Source organism: Sphingomonas sp. Leaf62 (genome assembly GCF_001421915.1).
Taxonomy (GTDB): Bacteria; Pseudomonadota; Alphaproteobacteria; order Sphingomonadales; family Sphingomonadaceae; genus Sphingomonas.
The window spans coordinates 56,823-70,311 of sequence record NZ_LMLN01000013.1 but is presented as its reverse complement, the minus strand read 5'-3'; the positions used below and the strand labels follow the sequence as shown (position 1 = coordinate 70,311).

The 13,489-nt window shown below is 67.6% G+C and carries 14 protein-coding genes; 7 read left to right on the top strand and 7 right to left on the bottom strand.

Annotation, left to right across the window (positions count from 1 at the left end):
* Positions 1-99: 99 nt before the first annotated feature.
* Positions 100-768: a hypothetical protein gene (locus ASE91_RS08210; protein ID WP_056624854.1), complete on the bottom strand. Its 669-nt coding sequence runs from the start codon at positions 766-768 to the stop codon at positions 100-102.
* 3 nt (positions 769-771) lie between these two features.
* Positions 772-2,040, bottom strand: a complete 1,269-nt coding sequence (gene purD / locus ASE91_RS08205; RefSeq protein ID WP_056624851.1) for a phosphoribosylamine--glycine ligase — start codon at positions 2,038-2,040, stop codon at positions 772-774.
* On the opposite strand from purD, the gene xseA reads away from it, so the two are divergent.
* The 5 genes from xseA to ASE91_RS08180 are packed head-to-tail and all read left to right on the top strand — an operon-like array spanning position 2,039 to position 6,128.
* The gene (gene xseA / locus ASE91_RS08200) at positions 2,039-3,412 is read left to right on the top strand and encodes an exodeoxyribonuclease VII large subunit (protein ID WP_056624848.1); all 1,374 of its coding nucleotides are present in this window, start codon (positions 2,039-2,041) and stop codon (positions 3,410-3,412) included. The two genes, purD and xseA, sit on opposite strands and share 2 nt — an antisense overlap.
* A gap of 15 nt (positions 3,413-3,427) precedes the next feature.
* Positions 3,428-3,625, top strand: coding sequence for a DUF2093 domain-containing protein (locus ASE91_RS08195; RefSeq protein WP_056001818.1), 198 nt, complete (start codon positions 3,428-3,430; stop codon positions 3,623-3,625).
* A complete protein-coding gene (locus tag ASE91_RS08190) occupies positions 3,622-4,428 on the top strand; it encodes a M23 family metallopeptidase (RefSeq protein WP_056624846.1) in 807 nt (268 codons plus the stop codon). The genes ASE91_RS08195 and ASE91_RS08190 overlap by 4 nt, the downstream gene beginning before the upstream one ends.
* 57 nt (positions 4,429-4,485) lie before the next feature.
* Positions 4,486-5,016 (top strand): superoxide dismutase family protein, encoded by a 531-nt coding sequence (locus tag ASE91_RS08185; RefSeq protein ID WP_082453901.1) that lies wholly within the window; start codon positions 4,486-4,488, stop codon positions 5,014-5,016.
* A 35-nt stretch (positions 5,017-5,051) separates the two neighbouring features.
* A complete protein-coding gene (locus ASE91_RS08180; protein WP_056624844.1) occupies positions 5,052-6,128 on the top strand; it encodes a lactonase family protein in 1,077 nt (358 codons plus the stop codon).
* A 173-nt stretch (positions 6,129-6,301) separates the two neighbouring features.
* Here the strand turns inward: ASE91_RS08180 and ASE91_RS08175 are convergent, their stop codons facing one another.
* Both ASE91_RS08175 and ASE91_RS08170 read right to left on the bottom strand, forming a co-directional pair.
* On the bottom strand, positions 6,302-6,850 hold the full coding sequence (locus tag ASE91_RS08175; RefSeq protein ID WP_235530383.1) for a 5'-methylthioadenosine/S-adenosylhomocysteine nucleosidase: 549 nt from the start codon (positions 6,848-6,850) through the stop codon (positions 6,302-6,304).
* A complete protein-coding gene (locus tag ASE91_RS08170; protein ID WP_056624837.1) occupies positions 6,813-7,418 on the bottom strand; it encodes a hypothetical protein in 606 nt (201 codons plus the stop codon). Before ASE91_RS08170 ends, ASE91_RS08175 begins: the two co-directional genes overlap by 38 nt.
* A gap of 416 nt (positions 7,419-7,834) precedes the next feature.
* Here ASE91_RS08170 and acnA point away from each other — a divergent pair, with 416 nt between their 5' ends.
* Together acnA and ASE91_RS08160 are read left to right on the top strand one after the other, a co-directional pair.
* Positions 7,835-10,510 (top strand): aconitate hydratase AcnA, encoded by a 2,676-nt coding sequence (gene acnA, locus ASE91_RS08165; RefSeq protein WP_056624831.1) that lies wholly within the window; start codon positions 7,835-7,837, stop codon positions 10,508-10,510.
* 85 nt (positions 10,511-10,595) lie between these two features.
* Positions 10,596-11,600, top strand: coding sequence for a glycosyltransferase (locus ASE91_RS08160; RefSeq protein WP_056624819.1), 1,005 nt, complete (start codon positions 10,596-10,598; stop codon positions 11,598-11,600).
* 30 nt (positions 11,601-11,630) lie between these two features.
* Here ASE91_RS08160 and ASE91_RS08155 read toward each other — a convergent pair whose 3' ends face one another.
* From ASE91_RS08155 to ASE91_RS08145, 3 genes are all read right to left on the bottom strand, one after another.
* A complete protein-coding gene (locus ASE91_RS08155) occupies positions 11,631-11,978 on the bottom strand; it encodes a hypothetical protein (protein WP_156357735.1) in 348 nt (115 codons plus the stop codon).
* Positions 11,979-12,026: 48 nt separating this feature from the next.
* Positions 12,027-12,425 (bottom strand): hypothetical protein, encoded by a 399-nt coding sequence (locus ASE91_RS08150; RefSeq protein ID WP_056624812.1) that lies wholly within the window; start codon positions 12,423-12,425, stop codon positions 12,027-12,029.
* Positions 12,426-12,684: 259 nt separating this feature from the next.
* Positions 12,685-13,431 (bottom strand): HAD-IIB family hydrolase, encoded by a 747-nt coding sequence (locus ASE91_RS08145; protein WP_056624810.1) that lies wholly within the window; start codon positions 13,429-13,431, stop codon positions 12,685-12,687.
* Positions 13,432-13,489 lie beyond the last annotated feature (58 nt).

Below are 13,489 nucleotides of genomic sequence, written 5' to 3'. Positions count from 1 at the left end.
GGATCCAGCCAAACACTCGGCGTCTATTGATTCCCGCCTGCGCGGGAATGTCGAAATTCCGTGGTTATCGCTGAATGTCGATCGACCCTAATCGCCCCCTCACAACTTCCCGAACACCGCCTCGAACCCTGCGATATCCCCGGCCGCCAGATAGCGCGCCTGTTCGACCCAGCGGTCCTTCGCCATGCGCGGCGCGAACGTGCCCAGCCGTGACGCGACATCGTCCGCCTCGGCCGGCTGCAACCGGGCCAGCGTCGCGATATCGGGGATGCCCTGTTCGACCAGCATCGCCGCGACCTTCGGACCCAGCCCCTTCAACCGGGTCAGATCGGACCCGACCGGCGCGGCGGGCACTACTGGCGCGGCGGTTTCGGCGAACGGCGCACGCGCCGGCGCGGGCGCGGCGACCGGCGGTTCCATGGGGATTGCGGTCGGTTCCTGCACGACCGGCGCAGCAGGCTCCTCCACGACCGGTGCGACCGGTTCGATCAGCGTGGGCGCTGGCGGTTCGACCCGCGCCGGCTCACTCGGCGCGATCGTTTCCGCCGGCCGGTCGGGATCGGCCGCCGGCACGTCGCCGGTCCGCTCCAGATGCCCGGCATCTTCCAGCTCGCGCGTCGCCGAGCGCCGCTCGCGCGCCAGTTTCATTCCATAGCCGATGCCGATGATGACCAGCACCGCCAGCAGCGCGATGATGACGAAATGCACCGTGGTCAGCGCGCCCAGAAAGCCCGGCGATTGCAACGGGGTCGTACCGCTATCCTGCATGCTCTAATCCTGCCCATTCTCACGTGCGACTTCGCGCCAGCCGATATCGCGGCGGCAAAAACCGGGGAAGTCGAGCGCATCGACGCCGCGATACGCCGCCGCCTGTGCGGTGGTGACGGTCGCTCCGCGCGCGGTAACGGCCAGCACCCGGCCTCCGGCGGTCACAACGCCCGCATCGCCCATCCGGGTTCCCGCGTGGAACACGGTCGTGCCCGCCGCCTCGGCCGCATCGATCCCGCCGATCGGTTTGCCGGTCTCGGGCGTCCCCGGATAGCCGGGCGCGGCCATGACCACCGTCAGCGCGCTGTCGTTCGAAAATACCGGCGCTTCCGCTTCCGCCAGCCGACCCTCGGCCACCGCCAGCAACAGTGGCAGCAGATCGCTGTCCAGCCGCGCCATCAGCACCTGACATTCGGGATCGCCGAACCGCGCATTATATTCGATCAGCTTGGGCCCCCGATCGGTCAGCATCAGCCCGGCATAGAGCACCCCCGAATAGGGCGTCCCACGCGCCGCCATCGCCGCGACGGTCGGCCGGACGATGGTGTCGATCGCCAGTTGCTCCAGCGTGGGGCTAAGTACCGGCGCGGGCGAATAGGCACCCATGCCGCCGGTATTCGGACCCGTATCGCCGTCACCGACGCGCTTGTGGTCCTGTGCCGATCCGAACGGCATCAGCGATACGCCGTCGGTCAGCACGAACAGGCTGGCTTCCTCGCCGCTCAGAAACTCCTCGATCACCGCCTCGCCGCCGGGCTTTTCGAAGATCGCGGCCAATGCAGCCTCCGCCTCGGCGCGGTCCATCGCGATCGTCACGCCCTTGCCCGCCGCAAGGCCGTCGGCCTTGATGACCACCGGCAGCGAGAAGGGGGACAGTGCGGCGATCCCGCTGTCTAGGTCGGTGACGCGGACATAGCCGGCGGTCGGGATATCGGCCTCGCGGCACAGATCCTTGGTATAGCCCTTCGATCCTTCGAGCTGTGCGGCGGCCGCCGACGGGCCGAAGGTCGCGATGCCCGCCGCCCGCAGATCGTCGGCCAGCCCCGCGACCAGCGGCGCTTCGGGTCCGACCACCACCAGCTTGACCGTCCGTTCGACGCAGAACCGCACCACCGCGGCGTGATCGTTCACGTCCAGCGGCACCAGCGTCGCGTGGTTGCCGATGCCGGGGTTGCCCGGTGCGGCATAAAGCGTACCTAGGAGCGGCGAACGCGCCAGCTTCCACGCCAGCGCATGTTCGCGCCCACCCGATCCGATCAACAGGACATTCATGGACGATCGCTTCCCCGGTTTTCAGTCGAGCCGGCTCGTAGCCGAGCAACAGCCCGGCGACAACGCCGCGCCCGAAAGCGTGTCCGAACTGGCCGGTCGCCTGAAACGCATGGTCGAGGGCGAATTCGGCCGCGTCCGCCTGCGCGGGGAGATTTCGGGCTACAAGCGCGCGTCGTCGGGCCATGTCTATCTGTGCCTGAAGGATGATTCGGCGCTAATCGACGGGGTGATGTGGCGCGGATCAGCAGGCAGCCTGCCGTTCACGCCGCAGGACGGCGTCGAGGTGATCGCCAGCGGCAAGCTGACCACCTATCCCGGCCGCTCGCGCTATCAGATCGTGATCGACCGGATGGAACTGGCCGGTGAAGGCGCGCTGATGGCGCTGCTCGAAAAGCTTAAAGGTAAGCTGGCGGACGAGGGGCTGTTCGACCCGGCGAAGAAACGCCGCCTGCCGTTCCTGCCGCGCACCATCGGCATCGTCACCTCGCCGACCGGCGCGGTCATCCGCGACATCCTCCACCGGCTGGAGGATCGCTGCCCGACCCACGTCATCGTCTGGCCGGTCAAGGTGCAGGGCGAAGGCTCGGCGGCGGAAATCGCGCGCGCGGTACAGGGGTTCGGCGCGTTGCCGGAGGGCGGACCGGTCCGCCGCCCCGACCTGCTGATCGTCGCGCGCGGCGGCGGCTCGATCGAGGATTTGTGGTCGTTCAACGAAGAGATCGTGGTGCGCGCGGTCGCCGCCTCGCCGATCCCGGTCATCTCAGCGGTCGGCCACGAAACCGATACGACGTTGTGCGACCACGCCGCCGATCTGCGCGCGCCGACGCCGACCGCCGCCGCCGAGATCGCGGTACCGGTCCGCGCCGAACTGGCGCACACCATCGCCACGCTGTCGCTGCGCACCCAGCGCATCGTCCGCCGCTATCATGAACGCGGGACCGAGCAGCTGGCGGCGCTGGTCCGCGTCATGCCGCGCCGCGACGCGCTGCTGGGGCCGCAGCGTCAGCGGCTCGACGATGTCGCCGCCCGCCTGTCGCTCGCGCTCGAACGCCGGGTCGCGACCGCGCGCCGCAATCTCGACCGCCATGGCCATGCGCTCAGGCCCGCGATGCTGACCCAGCGGCTGGCGCAGGCGCGCGCGCAGTTCGAGGGGACGGCGCGGATGCTGGGACAGGTCGATCCCGACAATCTGCTGCAAAAGGGCTATGTCCGCGTCACCGCCCGCGCCACCGGCAAGACGGTGACGTCGGCTGCCGAAGCGCGCGCGGCGGGCGCGTTGCAACTCCACTTCGGCGACGGCGCGCTGGACGCAAAGGTTGAGCGCACTCCCGGCCGCGCCTATGTCTCGCCCGCGCAACCCACCTTGCTGTAGAACCGGACCCGATCGATGCTGACAACCGAAAGCCGCCCCGCCAAGCTGCACTATCTGACGAACAATTTCCGGGTGCTGGTCGATGGCGACTTCGTGACCTGCGCGGTCACCGGCGCGCGCATCCCGCTCGACGAACTGCGCTACTGGAGCGCGGCGCGGCAGGAACCCTATATCGACGCCGAGGCATCGACAAAGGCGATGGCCCCGCAGTGATCGCGTTCGCCGCCACGCTGCTGGTGGCGGCGCAGCCCGTCCCCGCGCCCGCGATCATGCTGACCGGATCGCCGGGGCAGGGGGCGGCGATGACCGGACAGGTTCCGCCCGGCACGATCCTGACCCTCGACGGACAGCCGGTGGCGGTCGCGCCCGACGGCGCGTTCCTGATCGCGTTCGACCGCGACGCCGGCCCCGCCGCCACGATGGTCGCGACCCTGCCCGATGGCCGCCGGCTGGTCCGCCCCCTGACCATCGCCCCGCGCGCATGGCGGATCGAGCGCCTGCCGACCCTGCCGCGCCTGTCGCAGCCCACCCCCGAATTCCAGCGCCGCCGCGCCCCCGAACTGGCGCAGATCGCCGCCGCGCGCGACCGGGCTACCGACGCGCAGGGCTGGCGGCAGCGGTTCGTCTGGCCGGTCCGGGGGCGTGTCTCCGGCCTGTTCGGAGCGCAGCGTATCTATGCCGGCGAACCCGGCGCCTATCATTCGGGCGTCGACGTCGCCCGCCCGTCCGGCACGCCCGTCGCCGCGCCCGCCGACGGTGTCGTCATCCTCGCCGCCGCTACGCCCTTCACCCTCGAAGGCAATTTGCTGATGATCGACCACGGCATGGGGCTGAACAGCGCGTTCCTGCACCTGTCGCGCATCGACGTGGCGGTCGGCGACCGGGTCACGCAGGGGCAGGTCGTGGGGGCGATCGGCGCGACCGGCCGCGCCACCGGGCCGCATCTGCATTGGGGCATGAAGTTGCACGATGCGCGCATCGACCCGCTGCTGCTCGCCGGACCGATGCCGCAATAAAGGAACCGCGTGGCGGTCCCGATCATTGCGTCCCCGAGATTACAGGGAATTCCGACCATGCTGCGTGCCACCATCCTGACCGCCGTCGCCGCCGCCGCGCTTGCCGGCTGTACCACCACCACCACCGCCGGATCGGGCGAAGCTGCCGGGCGCAGCGCCACCGCGCCACTGCGCACCGCAGCCGGGGCCGATGTCGGCACCGTCACCGCCACCCAGACCGCGAACGGCATCCAAATCCGCGTCGATGCGCGCGGCATGCCCGCCGGTGTCCATGGCGCACACGTCCACACCATCGGCCGCTGCGACGCGCCCGACTTCACCACCGCCGGCGGCCACTGGAACCCGACGTCGAAGCAGCATGGCACCAGCAATCCCGCCGGTCCACATGCCGGCGACGCGCCCAACCTGACCATCGGTGCAGATGGCACCGGATCGGTCACCGTCGAGCTGCCGGCCGGCACGATGGACGGTCTGCTCGACGCCGATGGCGCGGCCTTCGTCATCCACGCCAATGCCGACGACTACAAGACCGATCCGTCGGGCAATTCGGGCGGGCGCATCGCCTGTGGCGTGTTCGCCGCCGCCTGATTGCCTAGCCGTCCGGCCACGGGCATAGCGTCGGGATGACCACCCGACGCACGCTCCTGGCCGGCATGGCCGCCACCGCCACGCTCGCCGCCGTCCCCGTCCGAGCGGCCGGGCGTGGGCCTGACCTGATCGCCGGCACCTATGCCAGGCCGGGCGGACAGGGCCTGTACGCGCTCCCCGCGCGCGGCACCGGCTGGAACGTCGGCACCGCCGACACCGCGCTCACCAATATTTCGTTCGGCGTATCGCGCGGCGCGATGCGGTATCTGGTCCGCGAGTCGGCCGCCGGCCGGCTGATCGCCACCGATCATCAGGGCAAGATCCTCGCCGATCTGCCCAGCGGCGGCGAAGATCCCTGCCACGTCGCGCTCAACCATCGCGGCAATCTGCTCGCCGTCGCCAATTATTCGTCGGGTACCGTCGCGCTCTACCCGCTCGCCGCCGGTCTGCCGCAGCCGCCGATCGTCCGCCGCCATAGCGGTACCGGCCCGAACAAGGATCGGCAGAGCGCCCCGCACGCCCACTGGGTCGGCTTCACCCCGAACGATCGCTTCTGCCATTCGGTAGACCTCGGCGCGGACACCATCTTCGCCTATCCGCTCGACAGCGGCGAGATCGCCGAGCCGGTGGTGGCATGGCGCGCGCCACCCGGGGCCGGCCCGCGCCATATGGCCTATCACCCGACGTTGACGACGGTCTATGTCGTCACCGAACTGGCCAACACGCTGGTCACGCTCGACGCGCAGGCCGATGGCAGCTTCACCACCCGCGCCACCACCTCGCTGCTCCCGCCCGGCTGGACGGGGCAGTCGCAGGCCGCCCACATCGCCATCGACAGCGCCGGCCGTCGTCTCTTCGCCTCGAACCGCGGCCATAACAGCATCGCGGTGTTCGACCTCGCCGAAGACGGCACCGCGACGCTCGTCCAGCATATCGACTGCGGCGGCGACTGGCCCCGGTTCTTTCTGTTGCTGGAAGAAACCGGTCAGTTGCTGGTCGCCAACGAACGCAGCGGCACCGTGGCGGTGTTCAACGTGACCGTCGACGGCCCGGTCCGCCACACCCCGGCGCGGCTGGCCATTCCCGGCGTGGTGTTTCTCGACAAGGCGTAGGGAGAAGTCGGTTCACGCGAAGGCGCGAAGACGCGGAGGGGTTGCGTCCGGGGTGACCGTACCCGCGCCAGCGGCCTCTCGCTCGCTGGCAACGGATAATTCCGTCTCCCGTTCGCGAGCGCTCACCCGGAACGCAGCTCCTCCGCGTCTCCGCGTGAACCCCGATCTTCCTTCTACCTAAGCAAATCCACCGCCACCGCCAGCCGTTCGTCGAGCACCCCCAGCATCGCCGTCCACCCGCCCAGCGCTTCCAGCTCGCCCGGCCCGTCCGAAACGCCACGCAACCCCATCACCGGCACCCCGAACCGCCCGCAGGCACGCAGCACCGCGAACGTCTCCATATCGACCAACTCGGCATCGATCGCGTCATACGCGTCACCGCCGACGATATTCGCCCCCGTCGACAGCCGCGCCACCGGCCAGTCGAGCGGCGTCGCCAGCGGCAGTTCGGCGGGATGATCGGCAAAGGGCGTCACCCCTTTCGGCACGCCGATCCGCGTCGCATCCATGTCGCGCCACGACACGCTGGCGACCTGCCAGATCGACCCGAGCGGCAACCGCCGCGACCCCGCCGATCCGATCGACACGACCAGATCGGGCAGGTCCGCCATCCCGGCCAGCACCTGCGTCGTGCCGATCGCCGCCTCGACCGGCCCGACCCCGGTGATGACCGGCACGAAGCGTTCAGCCAGACAGGGTCCATATTCGTGGTCCGTCGCCATGACGAACAGCACCCGCCGTCCCCCGATCCGCGTCACCTGCATCGTTATTCCCCGTCTGTGTCGGTGCCGTGGTGGCGACCGGGGCCGCCGCGGGCAAGGCCTTGCCCGCCGCCTCGGTCTCTATCCGCCGCTTCAACCCGCGCAGATTGGCGAGCAGCATCGCATCGGTCTCTGCCTGCGTCGCACGGTCCCATCCGCCCTTCAACGGCCGGTCCTCCGGGTCCTCCGACCCGGCGGACACGCCCCGCGTCAAAAGCAACCGCAACAGCCCGTCCGAATAGCGCCGCCGATGCCCCACGATCTTGCCGCCATGCCAGACCGGCTCCTCCCACCCCAGCACCGCGCGTTCATAGGCCGCCTGCTCGATCGTCGGCGCGACCTTGGCCAGCGCCCGCCGCCACGCCCGGTCGAACGCCGCCGACCGATCGCGCATCCGATAGGCGGAGGTCGTCGAAATCTGCGCCCGCGCACAGGCGTCGCGCACCGATCCCGTCTCGCTCAACGCCCGCAGGAACGCCCGCTGCCGCTGCGGCGTCCACCCGTCATGCCGCACCCGATATTCCGCCATCGCCCATCCCCCGAGATTGTGACGGAACGTTAAGGGAACGTGTGGGCTGTAGGAAAGGCCTGACACGATGCACAACGTCGTTCCCGCGCAGGCGGGAACCTATAAACGCTGACGCCCGACATACCTCGAACCAGTACGGAGTGTAGATTCGCGTTGGCGCGGAATGACGGCCGCTTGCCAGAACAACTCCGCTCTACCCCGACAAAAACGGCGATTATCGCTATTGCAAAGCGAAAGCATTTGTGATGGACTAAAAGTCGCCCATCGACCGCCCGTCCGACGGATTCAACCACTTCCCCCGGCTTTATACGGTTGCTAAGGCGCTCGGGTACAGCTCGATAACCTCCCGCGGCGGCATGCACGTCGACGGCCCCCGGCCGATCGATCCCGCCCGCGACCAACTGGGAAGGATCCGCATGACCGCAATCGGCCAGGACACGCTCGGCACCCGCGACACCCTCGATGTCGACGGCAAGACCTATTCCTATTATTCGCTGGCAAAGGCGTCGGCAAAGCTCGGCGACGTGTCGCGGCTGCCCTTCTCGATGAAGGTGCTGCTCGAAAACATGCTCCGCTTCGAGGACGGCGTGACCGTCACGCCCGAGGATGCACAGGCGATCGTCGACTGGCAGAAGGATGCCCGGTCGGACCGTGAAATCCAGTATCGCCCGGCGCGCGTGCTGATGCAGGATTTCACCGGCGTTCCCTGCGTCGTCGATCTCGCGGCAATGCGCGATGCGATCACCAAGCTCGGCGGCGACGCGGGCAAGATCAATCCGCAGGTTCCGGTCCACCTCGTGATCGACCACTCGGTCATGGTCGACGAATTCGGCACGCCCAAGGCGGCCGAACAGAATGTTGAGCTGGAATATCAGCGCAATATCGAACGCTATGAATTCCTGAAATGGGGATCGAAGGCGCTCGACAATTTCTCGGTGGTCCCGCCGGGCACCGGCATCTGCCACCAGGTGAACCTCGAGTACGTCGCGCAGGCGGTGTGGTCGTCGGAATCGACCGATGGCAGCGGCACGATCGCCTACCCCGACACGCTGGTCGGCACCGACAGCCACACGACGATGGTCAACGGCCTTGGCGTGCTCGGCTGGGGCGTGGGCGGCATCGAGGCGGAAGCGGCGATGCTGGGTCAGCCGGTGTCGATGCTGATTCCCGAAGTCGTCGGCTTCAAGCTGACCGGCAAGCTGGGCGAGGGCATCACCGCCACCGACCTCGTGCTCACCGTCACGCAGATGCTGCGCGCGCGCGGCGTGGTTGGTCGCTTCGTCGAATTCTACGGTCCGGGCCTGTCGACGATGACGCTGGCCGATCGTGCGACGATCGCCAACATGGCCCCCGAATATGGCGCGACCTGCGGCTTCTTCCCGATCGACGACAAGACGATCGACTATATGCGCCTGACCGCGCGTCCCGCCGAAGTGATCGCGCTGACCGAAGCCTATGCGAAGGCCAACGGCTTCTGGCGCGACGAGAACGCCGTCGATCCGATCTTCACCGATACGCTCGAACTCGACATGTCGTCGGTCGTGCCGTCGCTCGCCGGTCCGAAGCGTCCGCAGGACCGCGTCGAACTGCCGAACGTCGACGACGTCTTCAACGCCGACCTGACCAACGTCTACAAGAAGGACGCGGCCAAGCGCGTTGCGGTCGAGGGCGCGGCCCATGACATCGGCGATGGCGACGTCGTCATCGCCGCGATCACCAGCTGCACCAACACGTCGAACCCGTCGGTGCTGGTCGCCGCCGGCCTCGTCGCGCGCAAGGCGAATGCACTGGGCCTCAAGCCCAAGCCGTGGGTCAAGACCTCGCTGGCACCGGGTTCGCAGGTCGTCACCGACTATCTCGACAAGGCGGGCCTGACCGCCGATCTGAACGCGGTCGGGTTCAACCTCGTCGGCTATGGCTGCACCACCTGCATCGGCAATTCGGGTCCGCTGGCCGCACCGATCTCGGCGGCGATCAACGGCAACGACATCGTCGCCGCCTCGGTCCTGTCGGGCAACCGCAACTTCGAAGGCCGCGTGTCGGCCGACGTCCGCGCCAACTTCCTCGCCTCGCCGCCGCTGGTCGTTGCGTACGCGCTGAAGGGCACCGTGACGCAGGATATGGTGTCGACCCCGATCGGGCAGGGCTCGGACGGGCAGGACGTGTATCTGAAGGACATCTGGCCGACCAACGAAGAGGTCGCCGACCTGATGGCCGCCAACATCGACGACGGCATGTTCCGTTCGCGCTATGGCAATGTCTATGCCGGCGACAAGCATTGGGCGGGCATTTCGGTCGAGGGGTCGGACACCTATAACTGGCCGACGTCGAGCACCTACATCGCCAATCCGCCCTATTTCGACGGGCTTACGATGACCCCGAAGCCGACGTCGGACATCATCGAGGCGAAGCCGCTGGCGATCCTCGGCGATTCGATCACGACCGACCACATCTCGCCGGCCGGCAGCATCAAGGCCGACAGCCCGGCCGGAACTTTCCTGCAAGAACATCAGGTTAGCCGCCGGGACTTCAACAGCTACGGCGCCCGTCGCGGCAACCACGATGTCATGATGCGTGGCACCTTCGCCAACATCCGCATCAAGAACGAAATGGTCCCCGGCGTCGAAGGCGGCATGAGCCGCTATGACGGCGAAGTCATGCCGATCTACGACGCCGCCATGCGCCACAAGGCCGACGGCACGCCGCTGGTCGTCATCGCCGGCAAGGAATATGGCACCGGCTCGTCGCGCGACTGGGCGGCGAAGGGCACCAACCTGCTCGGCGTCCGCGCCGTCATCACCGAAAGCTTCGAACGTATCCACCGTTCGAACCTCGTCGGCATGGGCGTCCTGCCGCTGCAGTTCGCCGAAGGCGTGACCCGCCAGACGCTCGGCCTGACCGGCGACGAAACCTTCACGATCCAGGGGGTTGCCGGCATCCGTCCGCGTCAGGACGTCGACGTCATCATGGTCCGCGCCGACGGCACGACCGAGACGTTCCAGACCAAGTGCCGCATCGATACCGTCAACGAACTGGAATATTTCCTGAACGGTGGCATCCTGCAGTACGTGCTGCGCAAGCTGGCCGCGTAAGCGCGCCACTTGACGGCTAGGGCGGGCCGCGTCTCCGACCGGAGGCGCGGCCCGTTTCGTGTGCGGGGGCAGGGGGGGACGGACCATGGCGAGCATCACGGTCATCACGGTGTTCCACAATCGGGCCAGCCGGGTCCGGCCATCGATCGAATCGCTGCTGTCGCAGGATTGCGACGATGTGCGGATCGTCGCCATCGATGACGGTTCGCGCGACGATACGCTGGCCGAACTTCGCGCGCTGTCGGCACCGAACCTGACGGTGATCGCGCAACCGAATACGGGGTTTACCGCAACGATGGCAGCGGCCTGCGCGGCCGCCGACACCGACTTCATCGCCGTCCATGGCGCAGGCGACGAGAGTCTGCCGGGACGGTTGCGCGCGCAACGCGACTTCCTGCTCGCGCATCCCGACGTCGTCGCCGTCGGCTGCGCGATCGAAAATGTCGAGGAGGGCGGCAAGGGGTATGTCGTCCAGCCTGCCGCGGCGATCCGCAAGGGACCGATGATCGCCGGGTTCGGCATATCGCACGGCGAGGTCATGTTCCGCCGCTCGGCCTATCTCGCGGCGGGCGGCTATCGCCCGTTCTTCCGGGTGGCGCAGGCGACCGACCTGTTCCGGCGGATGAGCCGGATCGGCGATTTCGGCTATGTCGACCAACTGTTGTACCGGCGTTTCCTGTTCCGCGACGGCGTCAACGCCTCCGCCCCCAAATTCGCCGAGCATGAACTCTATTCGGCGGTCGGCCACGACGCCTTCGTCGATGCGCTATCGAGCGGGGGGACGGCGGACGTCATCGACCGGCACGGCGTCCTCGCGCCCTATTATATGCCGCGATCGAAGAAGATCGCCGGCGGCCTCGCCCGGGCGGCGGTCGTCCACTGGTTGCAGGGCGACGACCGGACCGCCTGGCTTCTCGCCCGCCGGTCGCTCGTCGAAAAGATGACGCTGCGCGGCACGATCGTCGCCACGCAATTGCTGCTGTCGAAGATGGGCCTGCGCGACGTGATGCAGCGTCTGGCGGTACAGACCAATCGCGGCCGCAACGAATATGCGCTGTCCCGCTTCTACCGCCCGCCCGCCGGAAAATAGCGCGATCGTGCCGTCGACCGGCATGGCGGATCAGGGCGTCGCGACCGTCCCTTGCCGCATGAGTGAGTCGAGGGCCGACAATGCCGCCATTGGCTCCGGCACACCGCGGGCATCGATTTCGTTGACGTTGTCGGTCCCGCGCCGTTCGACCAGCGCGATCCAGCCGCGCGCGTCGTTTCCCTCGACCAGCCCGGCCTCGACCAGATCGCCGCCAGCGATCTCCCGGTACACGAACCCGTTCGATGGCGCGATCCAGATGACCCGTCGGTCGGTCACCGCCATCGTTCCGAAGCTGTCATACCAGAGATGCTGCATCGCTTCTGGGCCGTGGAGGATCGCCATGCCCAACGGACCGGAAAAGACAAACAGGACAAACACGAACCAGAACGTCCTGAGCCAGGGATGGACATCGCCGGTCCCGACCCATCACAGCATCAGCAGAATACCTATCAGACCGACCGCAAACAGGCCAAGCACGGTCAACCGCGTCGAGGTCAGGCTACGCCAGCCCTGTTTCCCTTGCCACCAAATGACCTCGCCCGGCACCAGCAGCGCGGCATCCATGCCGCTGCCTGCATCGGCGCGAGCGGCATCGCGGTTCTCGCGATAGGCCCGTAATATTGACTTGCCGAGCCACCAGAGCAGCAGTCCGCACACGAACAGTAATGGCGGCAAGGCGACCAGTTGAACCTGCCAAGTCGGCATCTGGGTCCGCACCCCGCCGTGCCGACGGACCCATGTCATGTCGTCGGGTGACGTCACGACGGCATAAATCGCCGCGATCAGGATCACCAGCATCGGCCCGACCACGATCAGTACCGTCAATGTTCGTGCCGTCCACCCGCGGGACCACCGTGTCCGTTTCATGCGCCACCTGCCCCGGCCTCGTCCGACATCGCCACTGTCCTACAGGGGAATGTTGAGCCTATCGTTGCGGGCGCTCTTTCTACGGTCGATTCAAATCAGACGTCGAATGGCCGGGCGCGAAGCGTGCGACGAAAACGCGGCAAGTGTGACTTTCGTGACCTTTGGCCCGCAAACCCCGCCCCGCGCGCGGCGGGGCGCGGCGGGGCAGGGGGCGTGATTACTTCTGGCAGGCGACGATCGCCTCGATCACCGCCAGCGTTTCCTGCGGGTCGCGGATCTTAACCGTGTCCATGCCCGCGGCCTTCGGCGCATAGTCGTTGCCGCCGGGGAAGATCGCATCGCCGATGAACAGCATGTCGTCTGTGGCGATGCCACTGACATCGGCCAGCTTTGCGAGGCCGGTCGCTTTGTCGACGCCTTCCTTGGTGATGTCGATCGACGTCGCACCGCCCATGTTGATCGACAGGCCCGGCAGCCGCTGCTTCAGGTCGGCCTGAATGATCTTGCGCTTCTCGAACTTGGGGTCCCAATGTTCCTTGGCATCGATCGGGGCCTGCTGGCCCAGTGCCGAGAACGTGATCTGGCTGCCGCGATCCTCAATCCGCTCGCCCCACGTCTGTTCGGGAACGAAGCCGGTCGCCTCCAGCGCCGCGTCGAATGCCGCAAGGATCTTGGCCTTGGTCTCATCGTCGAACAGGTCGGCATAGACCGCGTTCCAGCGCCCGTCGCCAAAGGTGTAGAGCTTGGTGCCGCTGGTCGGCATCATCCACAGGCGGGTAAGATCGGCGCGGTCGGGCAGGCGGGTGGCGACCTGCTTTTCGAACTGCGGCCAGTCGCCGCCGGAGATGATCGCGACATGCGCGACGCCCAGCAGGTCAGCGAGTGCTTCGCCCATCGCCTCGGTCAGTTGCTGTTTGCTTTCGGCCAGGGTTCCGTCGAGGTCGAAGGCTACGAGTTGCTTCATGAATGTACTCCGGCGTGGGGCGGTCGGCGGCGTCGTGCCACCGGTCTGGAAAGGTCGC

Coding starts and splice junctions, on each gene's coding strand:
- ASE91_RS08185 (WP_082453901.1), top strand. CDS start 4,486: ATGCTGCGTGCCACCATCCTGACCGCCGTCGCCGCCGCCGCGCTTGCC.
- xseA (WP_056624848.1), top strand. CDS start 2,039: ATGGACGATCGCTTCCCCGGTTTTCAGTCGAGCCGGCTCGTAGCCGAG.
- ASE91_RS08175 (WP_235530383.1), bottom strand. CDS start 6,850: ATGGCGACGGACCACGAATATGGACCCTGTCTGGCTGAACGCTTCGTG.
- ASE91_RS08195 (WP_056001818.1), top strand. CDS start 3,428: ATGCTGACAACCGAAAGCCGCCCCGCCAAGCTGCACTATCTGACGAAC.
- acnA (WP_056624831.1), top strand. CDS start 7,835: ATGACCGCAATCGGCCAGGACACGCTCGGCACCCGCGACACCCTCGAT.
- ASE91_RS08160 (WP_056624819.1), top strand. CDS start 10,596: ATGGCGAGCATCACGGTCATCACGGTGTTCCACAATCGGGCCAGCCGG.
- ASE91_RS08210 (WP_056624854.1), bottom strand. CDS start 768: ATGCAGGATAGCGGTACGACCCCGTTGCAATCGCCGGGCTTTCTGGGC.
- purD (WP_056624851.1), bottom strand. CDS start 2,040: ATGAATGTCCTGTTGATCGGATCGGGTGGGCGCGAACATGCGCTGGCG.
- ASE91_RS08145 (WP_056624810.1), bottom strand. CDS start 13,431: ATGAAGCAACTCGTAGCCTTCGACCTCGACGGAACCCTGGCCGAAAGC.
- ASE91_RS08180 (WP_056624844.1), top strand. CDS start 5,052: ATGACCACCCGACGCACGCTCCTGGCCGGCATGGCCGCCACCGCCACG.
- ASE91_RS08170 (WP_056624837.1), bottom strand. CDS start 7,418: ATGGCGGAATATCGGGTGCGGCATGACGGGTGGACGCCGCAGCGGCAG.